Source organism: Campylobacter sp. TTU-622 (assembly GCF_016598965.1).
Lineage (GTDB): Bacteria > Campylobacterota > Campylobacteria > Campylobacterales > Campylobacteraceae > Campylobacter_D.
This window is the reverse complement of record NZ_JAENKR010000025.1, coordinates 1-16973: the sequence shown is the minus strand read 5'-3', so window position 1 is coordinate 16973 and position 16973 is coordinate 1. Positions and strand designations below refer to the sequence as shown.

Genomic DNA, 16973 nt, shown 5'->3' with positions numbered 1-16973 from the left:
GATAAAAGCCATTTCGTTAAAATTTTCTAAAATATTTTCAAGATCTTTTTTTATATCTTGTTTTTTTACTAATTTTTCAAAAAAATCATCAAAATTTCCTGTGTTTAAAGCATAGCAATAGGTTTGAATGGTTTGTTCATTTACTTTTAAATTTTGAAATTTATTAAGTTCGTTTGCTGCTAAATATAAATTTTCATCAAAACTTTGAAGCAGGGTATAAAGAGCATTGCTGGTGATATCAATATTGAGTTTTTTTGCTTTCATATCTAAAAGCTCTATTCCTTCTTTGGTGTTGCCGATTTTGAAAAATCTTACAAAATTATTTTCAAAGATTTTTTCTAGCTCATTTTGCCTGCTTGATTCATCATAAAATTCTAAAAGGAAAAAATTATCTGCATTATTTTTACAAAGTTCTATTAAAAATTTTAATTCTTTTGTATTTGGCTTTTTACTGCATTTGATTTCTAAGAGTTTCTTTTCGCTAAAAAGAGAATTTAAAGATAAAAAATCACTACATTTTGAAAAATTGTATTCTTCGAAATAGATTTTTAAAATTTCATCATTTGGATATTTTTCTTTAATAAGCTCTGAGAAAAATTCAATTTGAAAATTATCAGCCCCATAAAGAAAAAAGAAATTTGGAAAATTAGCCGTGTTTAAAAGAAGTTGCAAATCTTTTTTATACATAAAAATCCATTAATTTTCTAAAATTTTTGTAATTTTACCAAAAATTTTTGCCATAATAATATCAACTTCCTCAATACGTACTTGAACTCTTTGAAGTAAATTTACTTTGGCATTTTTAAGTATGATGTTAGCACCTTTGATTTCATCTTCTAGTTTTGCGATAATTACATTTTCATTTTCTATGATAAGTGCTTGGAATTCTTTTCCTTTATTTTTATCAGCCCATCTGGCAAATTTTCTATCCATAAAATCAAAAGCAACTTTATCGGCTTCTCTTTCTAGTACGCTTAAATTTTCGCAAGTGCTTTGAATGTTTAATAATAAATAATTAAACAATTTATTGTCTTTTTTAAGTTTTGCTTTTAAAAGTCTATGAAGTATTAAATCAGAATAACGCCTTATAGGACTTGTAAAATGAGAGTATTTATTAAATCCTAAGCCAAAATGCCCCATATTAACACTTGAATATTCTGCCTTTTTTTGAGCTTTGATGATGAGTTTGTCTATCTCTTCTCTTAAGTTTAATTCTTCTGCTAAAGCTTGTATATTTTTAATCATTTCACTAAGATTTGCTTTGTATTCTACATCTATACCAAGACTTTGAATTTCTTTTAAAAGTTTTAGAATTTTTTTATGATCAGCACTTAAGTGATTTCTAAAGATTCCTATATCATCTAAAAGACTTGCAGCAGCTTTGTTGGCTAATAACATACAATCTTCTATTAAATTGTGTGAAGGGGTATCTTTTTCGTATGAAGTTGATTTAAGACTTAAGTTATCATTAAGGCTCATTCTTAATTCTTCTGTTTTGAATTCAAAAGCATTTTTAAGACGCTTTTTTCTTATGATTTTTGTAATTTCATAAAGCTTATAAAGCCACGAAAGTTCTTTTAAATCGGGTTTTTTTATCAAAATTTCATCTACTTCATCATAATTAAAACGGCGTTTTGAATTAATAATAGCTTCAAAAAGTTCTTCTTTTACAACTTTGTAATTTTCATCTAGGGTAATTTTAAAACAAAATACAAGTCTATCTTCTAAGGGTTTTAAAGAGCAAATGTTTTCACTTAAAGTTTGTGGAAGCATAGGCACAGCAATATGTGGAAAATATATAGAAAAACCACGACTTCTAGCTTCTTTGTCAATAGCCCCATAAGCAAAAACGTATTCGCTTACATCAGCAATTGCTACATAAAGTTCTTTTTTTTCTTTATCAAAATAAATTGCATCATCAAAATCTTTTGCGTGGATAGGATCTATGGTACAAAAGGAGAGCATTCTTAAATCAATACGATTTTCATACATACTTGCATCGACAAAATCTCCATAAGAATTTGCTTCTTTTATGCAATTATCATTAAAACAAGAATTTTTGTTAAAAAGATTTAAAGAAATTTTTTCATCAATATTTTCATCATCAATATGACCTAAAACTTCTGTTATGCCGTTGTTATGATTTTCTATTTTTAAAATTGTTCCTAAGGGTAGAGCTTTTAGAGATTTTTGGGAAGCTTTTAAAGCCATACTAAGTCCTGTTTTTATATTCATCCCTAAAATAGCTTCGCCATATTTTTTAGTAATAACTAAAGAGGTTTCATTGGCTCTTTTTAAAATCAAAATAACTTTTGCTTTAGGACGCTTCTTTTTTAAAGGAAGTAGTTTGGCTACAACTATATCTTTATAATTAGCTCCTTTTAAATTTTTATTTTCAATCAATAAATCTTGTTTGTAATTTTCATCAAAGCATTTTAAAAATCCTGTGCCTTTGTTTGAAATATCAAGCACTCCGAAGATATAACCATTATTAAGATAAAATTTATTTTTATGTTCTTTTATGATATTGTTTGCTAAAAGTTCTCTTAGAATTTGTTTAAATTCATTATTTACTTCATTAGCTTTGATTCCATAATTTAAATGATTTAGAAATTCTTTCACTTTTTTACTTTAAATTTTAAAATTATAATTATTCTTACATAAACTTCATAAAAAAAATATGAATTTCTTAATAAATATTTTGGTATAATCTAAATTTTATAGTTTAATTTTTAAAGTTGGATCTGTTTTGATGAAATATTATATCTTTATAAAAGAATTATTTGTTTGAAAAATCTTATTCGTTTAAAATATTTTTTAATTATCTTTCTTTTAGTTTTAATTATCTTTCTTCTAGCTTTAAAAATTTTTACAGAATATAAAAAACAAGACAATTTTACTTTAACTCCAGCACAAGAATTTAATTCTAGTCTTGATTTATTTAGTGAAAATAATCAAAACTTAAAAAATGATACCATCTTTAAAAATTATAATTATGATCAAGAACTTAATGTAACTTTTTTAGAAAAAAATCTAAATACACAAGATGATAATATAAGTTTAGATAATAATTTAAGTTCTGATTTAAACACAAGTTTCAATGAGCAAAATTTAAGCCATTTTAGTGATTTAAATTCTAGTTTGATTGCGCAAAAAACAGATATTTTAGAAGAAAAAAATATAAATCAAACACAAATTAATAACACAAAAAAACCAAAACTTGTTATTATTATCGATGATATGGCAAATTCTAAACAAGTAAATGAACTTAAAAAACTCAATTTAAAATTAACTCCTTCTTTTTTTCCTCCGGATAAAAGACATAAAAATACTCCACAACTTGCTTTAGAATTTAAATTTTTTATGGTGCATTTGCCTTTAGAAGCAATTAATTATAATAAACCAGAACTTAATACCTTAAAAGTAAGTGATTCTAAAGAACATATTGATGCAATGATAAAAAGCATTAAACAAGAATTTAAAGGTTTAAGATATATTAATAATCATACAGGAAGTTTATTTACAAGCGATGAGAATGCTATGAGAAAACTTTTTGATGCTTTCAAAAAACAAGATTTTATTTTTGTTGATTCTAAAACTATAGGAAAAACTAAAGCTTTAAAATTGGCTAAAGAATTTAATCAACCTTATATACAAAGAGATGTTTTTTTAGATAATGAAGATAATATTGATTATATTAAAAATCAACTTAAGCAAGTTATTAATTTAGCTTATAAAAAAGGTTTTGCTATAGCTATAGCACATCCTAGAAAAAATACTTTTAAAGCTTTAGAAGAAAGTAAAGAAATGCTTCTTAATGTGAATTTAGTTTATTTAAATGAAATTTATGGAAATTAAAATTTTAGATAATGAATTTTTAGCTTATTTTAAAACTTTAAAAAATCCTCCTAAAAAAATTTATTATAAAGGCAATCTTGGGTTATTAAAAAGAAAAAAGGTTGCAATTATAGGTTCAAGAAAAATGAATCTTTATACAAAAAAATGCGTTGAAGAACTTTCTAGTATTCTTAAAGATAAGGTGAGTATAGTAAGTGGGGGTGCTTTAGGAGTAGATATAAGTGCTTCAAAAGCAGCCTTACCTAATACTATAGCAATTTTTGCTAATGGACTTAATCAAATTTATCCTAAAACAAATCAAAAAATTATAGAAGAAATTTATAAAAATGCTCTTGCTTTAAGCGAATATGAGGCAGATCATATCCCTAAAAAATATGATTTTTTACTTAGAAATCGTTTGATTATCGCTTTGAGTGATTGTATAATCATTGCACAAGCTGATCTTAATAGCGGATCTATGCAGAGCGCAAAACTTGCCCTAGAATTAAAAAAACCTTTATATGTTTTACCTCAAAGATTAAATGAGAGTCAAGGAACTAATGAACTTATAAAAAATAATAAAGCTAAGCTAATAACCAATTTTAAAGAATTTGCCTTGCAATTTGGCATTGAAGAAAAAGAAACGCACGATGAATTTTTAAAATTTTGCAAAAAAGGAGTAAGCGTTGAGGAGGCTTTAGCGATTTATGGCGATAAGGTTTATGAATACGAACTTGAAGGAAAAATTGATATAACAGGTGTTTTCATAAAGGTTATCATATGAATGCTCTAGCTTTAGATATAGGATTAAAACGTATAGGTGTGGCACTTTGCGTAGATGAAAAAATAGCTATTCCTCTTGATGGAATTTTGCGTAAAAATCGCAATCAAGCTGCTAATGAGATAAAAAAATTATTTTTAACTTATAATATTTCTTTGCTTATTGTAGGTATCCCAAAAGGTTCAAAAAGCGAAGAAGAAATGACAAAACGTATTAAACATTTTGTATCTTTGCTTGAATTTGATAAAAAAATTGTTTTTGTTGATGAAAGTTTTAGTTCTAAAGAGGCATTGAGGCTAGGTGTAATAAATACGCGTAAAAAAGATGCAAAATTAGATTCTTTGGCGGCTTTGATTATGATAAAGGATTATTTTGCTCTCTAAGATTAGCTCTTTATATACTAAAGAAGAATGGGAGAAAATATTAAATTCTTTTAAAGAAGAAAAAAACATTTGTGTTTTTTTAAATACTTTAAAAACTAATGCCAATTTTTTAGAAAATGAATTTTTAAAAGAAAATTTAGAATATAGAAAACTAAATGAATATTGTTATTTATTTAAAGCCAAAGACAAAAGCATATTAAGCTCTATGAAAGCTTTTGATGAAGCTAAATTTTATATACAAAATTATGCTTCTTATTTATGTGCTTTAAATTTAGAGGTTAAAGCAGGAGATAGTGTTTTAGACTTATGTGCTGCTCCGGGTGGAAAAAGTATAAATTTAGCTAATTTTATGAAAAATACAGGATATTTAGCTTGCAATGAAGCAAGTAAAGATCGTTTTTTTGTTTTGCAAAAAAATCTTAAAAAGTATGGAGTTAATGCAAAAATCTTTTTAAAAGATGGTAAAGTCATAGGAAATTTATGTCCTAATAAATTTGATAAGATTTTGCTTGATGCACCTTGTTCAACATTGGCTAAAATGGGATTTGATTTAAAAAAAAGTCATAAAGAAATTAAAAATATTTCAAAATTACAAAAAAAACTTTTACACTCTGCTTTAAAGGCTTTAAAAACTGGAGGTGAGCTTGTTTATAGCACTTGCACTTTTAGTAGAGAAGAAAATGAGGAAGTAATAGAAAATGCCTTAAAAAGTGAATTTAAAATAAAACTTTTAGAAATAAATTTAGAGTATGCTTTAGCTAAGGATGCAAAAAGCAGTGAATTTGATGAAATTTCAAAATGCAAACGCATTATACCAAGCTTAGATTATGATGGATTTTTTATAGCAAAACTACGCAAAATTTAAAATTCACATAGTGAAAAAAATGTGAATAAAATTAAAAATTAATTAATTTTTTAATTTTATGATTGACTTTTACAAAAAGCCAATGATTGGTTTAAAATTTAATTCTTTGCTAAATTTTTTCATATTATATTTTTTAAGCAAAGTAGCATAAATTCCTTGTCTATAAAACAATTTTTATCCATTCCATAACTTCTTCACATTTTGGTAAAAAGATACAAGCAAGGCATATTCCAATCTATATCAGCTTTTTTCTGTATAAATTTTTTACTTTGATTCCAAGGAATTTGACAGGTAAAAAGATAATTTTGTGCATATTTTCATAAGAAATTTTGATACATATTTGCAAAAAGAAGGACCTATTATACCTCAAGGGATATTTTTTGATTATTTATAAGTTCTTTACCAAATAAGCTTTGTTGTGGGAATTTGATTGAAGAAGTGGTTATTCTTTGTTGATTTATATTGTTGTCTATTAAAATATTCTTTGGTATTAAAATCAAAAGCATTAAGGCAAATCATATCAAGATCTACCCATACCCCCTTGTCCGTTTATAAAGAGTGTAAAATCTAAAATAATCTGAAAATGCAGCAAGACCAGCGCTTCTATCATCAAAAAATAACTTATCAAGGAATTATTTCATTAGCATTTTTTAATATGAATTCTTATACAAAGAGGCGATTTTTTTAAAAATTTTATCCTCTAAATTATAAGTATAGAGGATAAAATCATAATCTTTATCAAGCCAATATTTTATAGTTAAAAGTTCAAGAAAGGTGATTCACTATAACCTTCTCTAGTATGCTAGAAACTAAAAATCATTTTTTATAATTTGAAATAGCTTTTTGAAGTATTTCAATAGCAACTTTTTCATCTTTGAAATCTTGCACTTTTACCCATTTATTTGGCTCAAGCATTTTATAAGTTTCAAAAAAGTTTTTAATTTTATTTAAGATAGCTGGCGCTAAATCTGTGTAAGTTTTAATATTGTCATATCTTGGATCAATTTTTGAAGTAGGAAGAGCTAAAAGTTTTTCATCCATTCCGCTTTCATCTTCCATGATTAATACCCCTATTAAACGGCAAGGAATTACAGCTCCTGCTTGAATAGGATATTCATTTAAAATTAAAATATCTAAAGGATCATTATCATCAGCTAAAGTATTAGGAATAAAGCCATAATTTGCAGGATAAAATACTGCACTAGGTATAACACGATCTACAAAAATTGCGCCACTTTCTTTATCAAGTTCATATTTAATATTTGAACCATAAGGAATTTCGATGACTGCATTGATTTTGTTTGGAATATCTCCAATTTTAATTTTATTTAAATCCATTTTCTCTCCTTGTTTATATGTTTTAAATTAATTTTTAGTATTAAATATTAGTTAATATCTAATTATAAATCTTACAATTTATATAAAAAATAATTGTTTAAAATTTACAATAATTTATCTAGATAAATATCTTTATGCTAGATAGTTTCAATTTTATAATTTTTGTAAAATATAAATTTTTAACCCAATTTATTTTTCGGGTGTTATTTTAATATCTGAAAAATAATAATTTATTTTTTCTTATAAATTAAATATTTTGAATTTTCTTTATAAGATCTTTTATATCAGCTACTATAGGATTAATAGCTCTTTCTCCATCTATGATAAAATGAAGTTTCTTTTTTTGATAAAAGCTTTGAATCTCTTCTAAAGGTTCTGTATAAACTTTCATTCTATTATAGAAAACTTCTTCATTATCGTCTTCTCCACGATTTCTTCCTAAAACCCTTTCTTTGGCTACTTCCTCACTTACTTTAACTTCAATGACTCCTTTGAGTTCTACTTCATTTTGTTCATTTAAAACTTTATCAAATTCCATCATTTGTTCTACGCTTCTAGGATAACCATCTATAATAATAGTTTTAGTTGGTGCAGTTTTTAAAGCCGACACTATGGTATTTACAACGATTTCTAGAGGAACTAAATTGCCTTTAGAAATAAAGCTATCGATTTTTTTTCCAAGCTCACTTCCGCTAGCTACTTCTTCTCTTAATAAATCACCTGTTGAGTAATGAGTAATATTTATATCAGAATTTGCTATTAAGCTAGCATCAGTAGTTTTACCACTTCCTGGTGCTCCTATGATTAAAAATAATTCTTTCATTTTGTTTCCTCTCTTAATTTTATTCCAAGCTCTCTCATAGCCTCATTACTTGCACTTGATGGAGCATCTGTCATTAGACATTGTGCTCTTTGTGTTTTTGGAAAGGCAATCACTTCTCTAATACTTTTTGCACCTGTTACTAGCATAATAAGTCTATCAAGTCCTATTGCTATACCGCCATGCGGTGGTGCTCCAAAACTTAAAGCATCAAGTAAAAATCCAAATTTTTCTCTTTGTTCTTCTTCATTGATATTAAGAAGCTTGAAAACTTTTTGTTGTATATCATTTTTATGAATTCTTATACTTCCCCCGCCAAGCTCAACTCCATTTAAAACTATATCATAAGCAACAGAGCAAATCTCTTCTATATCGGTTTCATCGATATTTTTAGGCATAGTAAAAGGATGGTGCATTGCGGAATAACTTCCATCATCATTTTGTTCAAACATAGGAAAATCAACAACCCATAAGAATTCTAAAGCATTTGGATCTATAAGATTTAATTCTTGTGCTAGGAAAATTCTAAATCTCCCCATATAATTTAAAACAACTTTTTTATTTCCTGCACCAAAAAATACAACATCTCCTACTTCTAAATTACAGCGTTTGCTTAATTCTTTCAAATCCTCTTCACTAAAAAACTTACACAAAGGTCCTTTAAGTCCATCTTCTTTTACTTGTATGAAAGCAAGTCCTTGTGCTCCAAATTTACGTACAAATTCTTCAAATCTTTGCATTGCTCTTTTTGAAAAAATTGTATCACCTTTAGGCACACGCAAAGCTTTTACACGATTTTTTTTACTATCTTTTGCAATATTTGAAAAAATTTCATTATTTGATCTTGCAAAAATATCTATTACATCAATAAGCTTTAGATCATATCTTAAATCAGGTTTATCGCTTCCATAATTTTCCATAGCTTCTTTGTAGCTCATTTGTCTAAATGGGGTATTAACTTCTTTTCCGCAAGCTTTAAAAATATCTTTTAAAAAATTTTCTGCTACCTTAATCACATCTTCTTGTTTGCAAAAACTCATTTCAACATCAATTTGCGTAAATTCAGGCTGACGATCCGCTCTTAAATCTTCATCTCTAAAGCATTTAGCAATTTGAAAATAACGATCAAAACCACTGCACATTAGAAGTTGCTTAAAGAGTTGAGGGCTTTGAGGAAGAGCATAAAAATTCCCTTGATGAACGCGAGAAGGAACAAGATAATCTCTTGCACCTTCAGGAGTAGCTTTAGTTAAAATAGGTGTTTCTACTTCTAAAAATCCCATATTTGCTAAAGAATTTCTTGCTGCAATGCAAGCTTTAGAACGTAGAGCAAAATTGTTATAAAGTTTTGGATTTCTAAGCTCTAAAAAACGATATTTAAGACGTAATTCTTCATTTACATTTTCATCTGAAATAGCAAAAGGAGTAGCTAAGCTTTCATTTTCTATATTAAGATGGGAGATGACAACTTCAATGTCTCCAGTTTTTAATTTGGGATTATTTAATCCTTCTCCACGGGGACGAATTTTGCCTTGAGCTATTAAAACATACTCATCTCTAACACGAGATGCTATTTCATGTGCTTTTGGATCATCTTTTGGATCGCAAACTAGCTGAATAATTCCACTTCTATCTCTTAAATCAATAAAAATAACACCACCATGATCGCGGTAACTATTAACCCAACCACAAAGAGTTACAACTTCGCCTACATTGGCAATGCTTAAGTCTGTATTATAATGAGTTCGCAATTTTTTTCCTTACTTGGTATTAAAAAATTTATATTGTATTATAGTATCTTTATTCTTTTGCTTAGCTAAGATTTGCTATAATTTTGTATGCAAAATAAAATTGATTATAAAAAGATTAAAAAAATAGGACTTGTTGTTAAACCTGATATTGATTTAACTCAAGAAATTTTATATCTAAAAAATATTTTAATAAAAAGAAAAATAGATCTTTTATTTTTAGAAGAACAAAATATAAATTTAAAAATTAATGAGTTAGATAATTTGTTTAAAAAAAGTGATTTAATAATATCTTTAGGAGGAGATGGAACTTTAATTTCTTTATGTAGAAAAGCTTGTGAATATCAAAAACCTATTTTAGGAATTCATGCAGGGAATTTAGGATTTTTAACAAATCTTACAATGGAAAAGGTAGAAATTTTTTTTAATGATTTTTTTAAAGGAAAATTTAAAATCGAAAATCCTTTTATGCTTGAACTTACTTTACAAGATAAAAAAAATCAAATTATCAGTAAAAATGCATTTAATGACATAGTATTTTATAAAAAATCAAATATGTCTATGGCCAATATTAAAGTCTATCATAATAAAAAAATGTTTAATCAATATTTTGGAGACGGTTTGATTATCTCAACTCCAGCAGGATCAACTGCTTATAATTTAAGCGCAAATGGTCCTATCGTTTATACTTTAGCACAGGTATTTATTTTAACTCCTATATGCTCTCATTCGCTTACACAACGTCCTATTATTTTGCCTAAAGGATTTGAATTTGAAATAGGAGCAAAAGATTGTACTTTTTGTATTGATGGTCAAGAAAAATTTAAAGTAAATGATTTTAAAAATATTAAAATTGGCCTAGGAGAAAAAAGTGTAACTTTTATTTATCCTGATGACAGGGATTATTTTCAAGTTTTAAAAGAAAAATTAAATTGGGGAAATTAAAATGATAAATAGGATTTTAATAAAAGATAATTTAACTTTTAAAAATATCGAGCTTAATCTTACGCCAGGTCTTACGGTTTTTACAGGTTTAAGCGGTGCTGGAAAATCTATTTTATTTAAAGCGATTTTATCGGCTTTTGCTTTATGTGATAGCGAGGCTAAATGCGTAGAGTTAAGTCTTGATGATGAGCTTAATTTAGAAGAATTTGGCATTGAAAATGAAGAAGAAAATATTTTTAAACTTTTAAAAGAAAAAACGGCAAAATATTTTGTTAATAATCAAAGTATTAGTAAAAAAAGCTTAAATTGTTTAAGTAAAAGTTTTGTTAAATATCTTAGCGTTAAAGAAAATAATGAATTTAACAATGAAAAACTACTTAATTTACTTGATACTTTAGAAGAAGAAAAAAATCCTGATTTTAAGGAATTTAAAAAAGATTTTGAGATTAATTTTAAAGAATATGAAAAACTATCACAAGAATTAAATAAAATTCTAGAAGAAGAAAAAAAAATCGAAGAATTAAAAGAACTTGCTTTAATGCAAATTGAAAAAATTTCTAGTATTAATCCCAAAGTAGGAGAATATGAAGAGCTTTTAAAATTGAAAAAGAAACTTTCTAAAAAAGATAAAATTGATGAAGCATGGATGAAAGCTAGTGCTATTTTTGATCTAGAACAAACAGTGATTAATGCACTTAATTTAAGTGAGGTTAATTCTGATTTTTTTACAGAATGTTTAAATGAGTTGCGTATCGTTTTTGAAAATCAAAAAATGGAAGAGATGGATTTTGATATTGAACAATTACTTGATCGTATAGAAAATCTTTCTTATTTGGTTAAACGCTATGAAAGCATAGAAAATGCTTTAGAAATTTTAGAACAAAAAAAACAAGAATTGAATCATTATGAAAATTTAAGTTTTGAAAAAAAAGAATTAGAGAAAAAAATAAATGAGTTAGAAAAAAAAATTAACTCAGCTTGTGATAAATTTACTCAAATAAGATCTAATAATTTAAAAGACTTGGAAGCACATTTTAATTTATATTTAAAAAATCTTTATATGAAAAATTTAAGTTTTAATTTTTTACAAAATGAAAAAATAACTTTGCAAGGTAAAGATAAACTTGAACTCAATATTAATGAAGTAAATTTAAAAAAATTAAGTTCTGGAGAATTAAATCGTTTAAGACTTGCTTTAATTGCAACAGAATGTAAAATATTAGGTTCTGGAAAAGGAATTATTTTTTTAGACGAAATTGATGCTAATTTAAGCGGGAAAGAAGCTATGAGTATAGCTAAAGTTTTAAATGAACTTTCTTCTTTTTATCAAATTTTTGCTATATCTCATTTGCCACAACTTTCTTCTAAGGCTGATAATCATTTTTTAATAGAAAAAAATATTCATGAGAGTAAAGTAATAAAACTTGAAAAAAATGATCGTATCAAAGAACTTGCTAGAATGATAAGTGGCGAATTAATAAATGATGAAGCACTTGAATTTGCCAAAACTTTACTTAAAGATTAAGTTTTTTGTATTTTTATTTTTGTTATAATAAAACTTTTTTTATAGATAAATTTAAGGTGTAATAGTGAAAAATAAAATTCTAATTATTGATGATAATAAAATGCTTGGAAAACTTTTAGCAAAAAAAATACAAGCAACCCTTAATTATGAAGTGGATGTTGCTTTTAATTTTGCACAAGCTAAGGAATTATCAATAAGTGATTATTTCTTAAGTTTTATTGATCTTTGTTTGCCAGATGCACCAAATGGTGAAGCGGTAGATTTTATGATAGAGAAAAAATGTCCCACTATAGTTTTAACTGCAAGTACGGATAAAGCTACTAAAAATAATTTTATGGATAAAGATATACTTGATTATATTTGTAAAGAAAGCAATAGTTGTGTTGATCATATAATTAATTCTATTATTAATTTAAAACGCTATGAAAAAACTAAAGTAATCTTAGCAATGAGTAAGCTTAACGAGCGTAATGAAATAAAAAAATATCTTACTCAAAGATTTTTTAATGTTTTAGGTGCTGCTCATGGAGAAGAAGCTTTAAATTATTTAGAACAAAATTCAGATGTAAAACTTATTATTTGTGATGCTAAAATGCCAATTATCGATGGTACTCAACTTTTATTTAGTGTAAGAGAGCGCTATAGTAGTGATGATTTAGGAGTAATTATTTTAGGCGATAAAGATGATGAACTAGAAGTGGATATGCTTAAAAATAACGCAAATGATTATTTAATCAAGCCTATTAATAAGGAATTATTTAATTTTTGTGTAAATCGTTGTTTGGTATTTATGGATAATATGAAATTTTTAAATTCTTATAATCATCTTGATTTTGTATCTGGAGTAAAAAATAATGATGCATTAATGGAAGATTTGGAAAATTATTTAAATGAAATTTCCTCTAAAGATGAAGAATTTGCTTTTGCTTTTTTAGATATTGATAATTTAAAAACGATAAATGACGAATATGGTTATAATATAGGCGATGAAGTGATTAGAATTTGTGCAAAAGAAATTACTGATGAAATTAAGGGAAGAGATATCGTTGGAAGATATAGTGCTGAAAAATTTTGCATTATATTAAAAAATATCAATCAAGAAAGAGCCATTAAAATCTTTTCTCGTATTCGTGTCAATATTAAAAATGTAGGTGTTTTAGCTAATTTAGATGAGTTGTTTTTTACAGCATCCATAGGTATAGTTTTTGCTAATTCAAAAAGCAATAAACAAGATTTGATTCAAAAAGCAGAGAAAACTCTTTCTTTGGCAAAGTCTAATGGAAAAAATAGAGTAGAAGTATGTTTTTAGATTTAAAATTCGATAATAATTTAAAAATAATTGATACTCATTGTCATTTAGATAGTGATGTTTTTTTATCAGATTTGGATAAAGTTTTAAAACACTCTTTTGAAAATGGTATTGATAAGATTATTATTCCTGGTGCTAGTATTAAAGACTTAAAGCGTGCAAGAGAAATTGCTTATAAATATGAACAAGTTTATTTTGCTGCTGGGATTCATCCCTATGATATAGAACATTATGATGAGTATATTTTAAGAGAATTTCTAAAAGATCATAAATGTATTGCTGTTGGTGAATGTGGACTTGATTATTATCGTTTAAATGGTAAAGATGAAGAAATTAAAAAAAAACAAAAAGAAGTATTTATCGCTCAGCTTAAATTAGCAATTGAATTTAAAAAACCAGTTATTATCCACTCAAGAGAAGCAAATGAAGATACCTATAATATTTTAAAAGAGTATTCTTCGAAGCTTAATGGAGGAGTTTTGCATTGTTTTAATGCAAGTGAGCTTTTGTTAGATTTAGCTAAAATGGGTTTTTATTTTGGAATTGGTGGGATAGTAACTTTTAAAAATGCTAAAAAATTAGTTCAAATTTTGCCTAAAATTCCAAAAGATAAGCTACTTATAGAAACAGATGCACCTTATTTAACTCCAGAGCCTTTTAGAGGCCAAAGAAATACTCCTTTATTAACACAGTTAGTTGGAAAAAAAATGAGTGAAATTTTAGATATTTCTCATAAGGAGCTTTTAAAGTTGTGTTATCAAAATTCTATAAATTTATTTTTTAAAGAAAATTAAAATGAAAAAAATAATTTTTGCTCTTATTGTAACTCTTAATTATCTTTTTGCACAAATTTATACTCCAGAATACTATAAAAAACAAGTAGATATTTTAAGAAATTTGGATATTGATCCTACCTTTATCAAAGATTTAAATTTTTTTCAATCTAAAGATGATTTGGAAAATAAGCATTCTCAAGTTTTGCTTGACTCTATGAAAAATTTTTCTGCTATTACCCCTATGATACGAGAAATTTTAATTAAAAATGATGTTCCTTCTGAGATTTTGTATTTAGCAATAGTAGAATCAGGTCTTAAAACTCATAGTATTTCAAATGCAAAAGCAGTAGGTATTTGGCAATTTATGAGACCAACGGCTAGAAATTTAGGTTTAAGGGTTGATGCTTATGTTGATGAAAGAAGAGATCCGGTAAAATCAACTTATGCAGCAATTGATTATTTAAAGACATTAAAGACTGAATTTGGTAAATGGTATTTAGCTTTACTTGCTTATAATTGTGGCAATGGAAAGTTAAGACAGGCTATTAAACAGGCTAAGAGCGATGATTTAGCAGTTTTGATTGATCCTGATAAAAAATATCTTTCCTTAGAAACTAGAACTTTTATAAGAAAAATTCTTATTTTAGCTTTTTTGGCTAATGATAAAGAATTTTTTCTTCAAAAAGATATTTCTTTAATGAATTATTCTTTAAGCAATCCTTTTGTAAAAGTAGATGTTCCTTCAGGTGTTGCTTTGAGAGATTTGGCAAAAAGTGCTAATATTACTTTAGCAACTTTGAAAAAATATAATCCTCAATTTAAACATAATTTTACTCCTCCGGGAAAAGATTATTATATGTATATTCCACTTGAAAAACTAGCTTTTTTTAATAATAATTTTAAATCTTATAAATTTGCTAAGGTGGATACAACTATTCCTAAATCTAAAATTTATATTGTAAAAGCAGGAGATTCTTTGTATAAAATTGCTAAAACCCATAATGTAAGTGTAGATGATATTAAAGAAATAAATAAAATTAATAAATATTTAAGTGTAAATCAAAAATTAATAATACCTATTAAAAACAAGGAGAAAGATGATGCAAATGGTAAAAAAGACTATACTCAAATTGTCAGTCGCTAGTTTTGGTCTAGTATTTTTAAGTGCTTGTTCTAGTAATTTTAGCTCATTAGGTGGTGGTAAAGTTGAAGTTTATTATCCAAGCAATGATTTTAAAGGAACTCCTCCTAGTTCTTCAAGTGCAAAAGGAACAATGAAGCCTTATACGATTAATGGTAAGACTTATTATCCAACCGTTGTGGCAGTAGGAGAGACCGCTGATGGTATTGCAAGTTGGTATGGTCCAGGTTTTCACGGAAAAAAGACTTCCAATGGTGAAACTTATGATCAAAATGCTTTAACTGCTGCTCATAAAACATTGCCAATGAATACCATTTTAAAAGTAACAAATTTAAATAATAATCGTCAAGTTACAGTAAGGGTAAATGATAGAGGTCCATTTGTTGGAAATAGAATTATAGATCTTTCTAAAGGTGCTGCATCACAAATTGATATGATTCATAGCGGAACAGCTCCAGTAAGACTTGAAGTTATAGGATTTGGAAGTAAAAATTCAGGAAATAATATCGTTCATTCTAATGCCAACTATGGAAGTAGTGGAGAACTTGTAAATAATGGTCAAATTTATGAAGGTGGTAATTTTATGGTTCAAATTGGAGCCTTTAAAAATTTACAAGGGGCGCAAAGCATAGCTTCAAGATATAAAACTTATAGATCTTATTCTTCTACTATACGCAAAAGTTCTGTTGATGGATTAAATAGGGTATTTTTAACTGGTTTTAGAAGCGAAGAGGAAGCAAGAGATTTTGCAGCAAGCGGAGCTTTTGCTGGAGCTTTTGTTGTAAGAGAATAATTATGATAGAACTGATTTTTTTAGATGTAGATGGTTGCTTAACAGATGGAAAAATCATCTACTCTCAAGATAAAAAAGAAATAAAAGAATTTAATGTTAAGGATGGAGCTGCTATTGAAGCTTGGTTAAAGCTTGGTAAAAAGATTGCAGTTATAACCGGTAGAACTTCAGAATGTGTTACATTAAGAGCAAAAGATTTAAAAATTGATTTTGTATATCAAGGAATTAAAAATAAATTAGAGTGTGCAAAATTAATCTTAAAAGAATTAAATCTAGATTTTTCCAAATGTGCTGCTATTGGAGATTATTTTAATGATAAAAATCTTTTAGAAAATGTTGCTTTAAGTTTTAAACCTTTGGATGCTCATAAAGATCTAAAAGTTGATATTTGTTTAGATAAAAAAGGTGGAGAGGGAGCAGTAGCACAAATGATTGAAATTCTTATAGAAAAAAACAATATGAAGCAAGATTGGGATAAACTTTGGTTATAAAGATTTTTGGAGTATTAATTGCTTTATTTACTATTATTTTTACAATTTTAACTTTGCAAGATCCTTACTCTTTAAATCTTAAATCTTACTCTTTAAATTTTAAAAATATGGAAGCAAGTAATTTAAATATCTATGAAACCAATTCAAGTACTATAAAAGCCTACTATAAAGCTAATTCTTGGGAACGTTATAATGATAAAGATGTTTTTCATTATTTTACT

General features: G+C 26.4%; 16 protein-coding genes and 1 pseudogene. 12 read left to right on the top strand and 5 right to left on the bottom strand.

The window, feature by feature from the left end; genetic code table 11:
- On the bottom strand, positions 1-687 hold a 687-nt coding region (locus JG677_RS03960), incomplete at its 3' end, for a hypothetical protein (RefSeq protein WP_200285276.1).
- A gap of 9 nt (positions 688-696) precedes the next feature.
- A complete protein-coding gene (locus JG677_RS03955) occupies positions 697-2622 on the bottom strand; it encodes an RNB domain-containing ribonuclease (RefSeq protein ID WP_200285274.1) in 1926 nt (641 codons plus the stop codon).
- Positions 2623-2781: 159 nt separating this feature from the next.
- On the opposite strand from JG677_RS03955, the gene JG677_RS03950 reads away from it, so the two are divergent.
- Genes JG677_RS03950 through JG677_RS03935 form a run of 4 tightly spaced genes read left to right on the top strand, consistent with a single transcriptional unit; the run spans position 2782 to position 5866 of the window.
- The gene (locus JG677_RS03950) at positions 2782-3858 is read left to right on the top strand and encodes a divergent polysaccharide deacetylase family protein (protein ID WP_200285278.1); all 1077 of its coding nucleotides are present in this window, start codon (positions 2782-2784) and stop codon (positions 3856-3858) included.
- Positions 3848-4621 carry a DNA-processing protein DprA gene (locus JG677_RS03945; RefSeq protein WP_200285272.1) on the top strand — a complete coding sequence of 258 codons (774 nt, stop codon included), beginning with the start codon at positions 3848-3850 and terminating at the stop codon, positions 4619-4621. Before JG677_RS03950 ends, JG677_RS03945 begins: the two co-directional genes overlap by 11 nt.
- A complete protein-coding gene (ruvX, locus tag JG677_RS03940; RefSeq protein ID WP_200285270.1) occupies positions 4618-5001 on the top strand; it encodes a Holliday junction resolvase RuvX in 384 nt (127 codons plus the stop codon). Before JG677_RS03945 ends, ruvX begins: the two co-directional genes overlap by 4 nt.
- On the top strand, positions 4991-5866 hold the full coding sequence (locus JG677_RS03935; RefSeq protein WP_200285268.1) for an RsmB/NOP family class I SAM-dependent RNA methyltransferase: 876 nt from the start codon (positions 4991-4993) through the stop codon (positions 5864-5866). Before ruvX ends, JG677_RS03935 begins: the two co-directional genes overlap by 11 nt.
- A gap of 816 nt (positions 5867-6682) precedes the next feature.
- Here the strand turns inward: JG677_RS03935 and ppa are convergent.
- The 3 genes from ppa to aspS all read right to left on the bottom strand — a co-directional run bounded on the left by ppa (position 6683) and on the right by aspS (position 9775).
- Positions 6683-7204, bottom strand: a complete 522-nt coding sequence (gene ppa, locus JG677_RS03930; protein ID WP_200170182.1) for an inorganic diphosphatase — start codon at positions 7202-7204, stop codon at positions 6683-6685.
- A gap of 247 nt (positions 7205-7451) precedes the next feature.
- A complete protein-coding gene (locus tag JG677_RS03925) occupies positions 7452-8027 on the bottom strand; it encodes an adenylate kinase (protein ID WP_200170181.1) in 576 nt (191 codons plus the stop codon).
- On the bottom strand, positions 8024-9775 hold the full coding sequence (gene aspS / locus JG677_RS03920) for an aspartate--tRNA ligase (RefSeq protein WP_200170180.1): 1752 nt from the start codon (positions 9773-9775) through the stop codon (positions 8024-8026). Before aspS ends, JG677_RS03925 begins: the two co-directional genes overlap by 4 nt.
- Before the next feature lie 87 nt (positions 9776-9862).
- Here aspS and JG677_RS03915 point away from each other — a divergent pair, with 87 nt between their 5' ends.
- The 8 genes and pseudogenes from JG677_RS03915 to JG677_RS03880 form a co-directional block, all read left to right on the top strand.
- A complete protein-coding gene (locus JG677_RS03915; protein ID WP_200285266.1) occupies positions 9863-10717 on the top strand; it encodes an NAD(+) kinase in 855 nt (284 codons plus the stop codon).
- 1 nt (position 10718) lies between these two features.
- A complete protein-coding gene (locus tag JG677_RS03910; RefSeq protein ID WP_200285264.1) occupies positions 10719-12242 on the top strand; it encodes an AAA family ATPase in 1524 nt (507 codons plus the stop codon).
- A 64-nt stretch (positions 12243-12306) separates the two neighbouring features.
- Positions 12307-13551, top strand: coding sequence for a bile resistance response regulator CbrR (gene cbrR / locus JG677_RS03905; RefSeq protein ID WP_200170177.1), 1245 nt, complete (start codon positions 12307-12309; stop codon positions 13549-13551).
- Positions 13542-14345, top strand: a complete 804-nt coding sequence (locus tag JG677_RS03900) for a TatD family hydrolase (protein WP_200285262.1) — start codon at positions 13542-13544, stop codon at positions 14343-14345. Before cbrR ends, JG677_RS03900 begins: the two co-directional genes overlap by 10 nt.
- A 1-nt stretch (position 14346) precedes the next feature.
- Positions 14347-15471, top strand: coding sequence for a lytic transglycosylase domain-containing protein (locus tag JG677_RS03895; RefSeq protein WP_200170175.1), 1125 nt, complete (start codon positions 14347-14349; stop codon positions 15469-15471).
- The gene (locus JG677_RS03890; RefSeq protein WP_200170192.1) at positions 15434-16261 is read left to right on the top strand and encodes a septal ring lytic transglycosylase RlpA family protein; all 828 of its coding nucleotides are present in this window, start codon (positions 15434-15436) and stop codon (positions 16259-16261) included. Before JG677_RS03895 ends, JG677_RS03890 begins: the two co-directional genes overlap by 38 nt.
- A 2-nt stretch (positions 16262-16263) precedes the next feature.
- On the top strand, positions 16264-16752 hold the full coding sequence (locus tag JG677_RS03885; RefSeq protein WP_200285260.1) for an HAD-IIIA family hydrolase: 489 nt from the start codon (positions 16264-16266) through the stop codon (positions 16750-16752).
- Positions 16743-16973, top strand: a pseudogene (locus JG677_RS03880) (hypothetical protein); the annotation flags it as partial. The gene JG677_RS03885 and the pseudogene JG677_RS03880, both read left to right, overlap by 10 nt.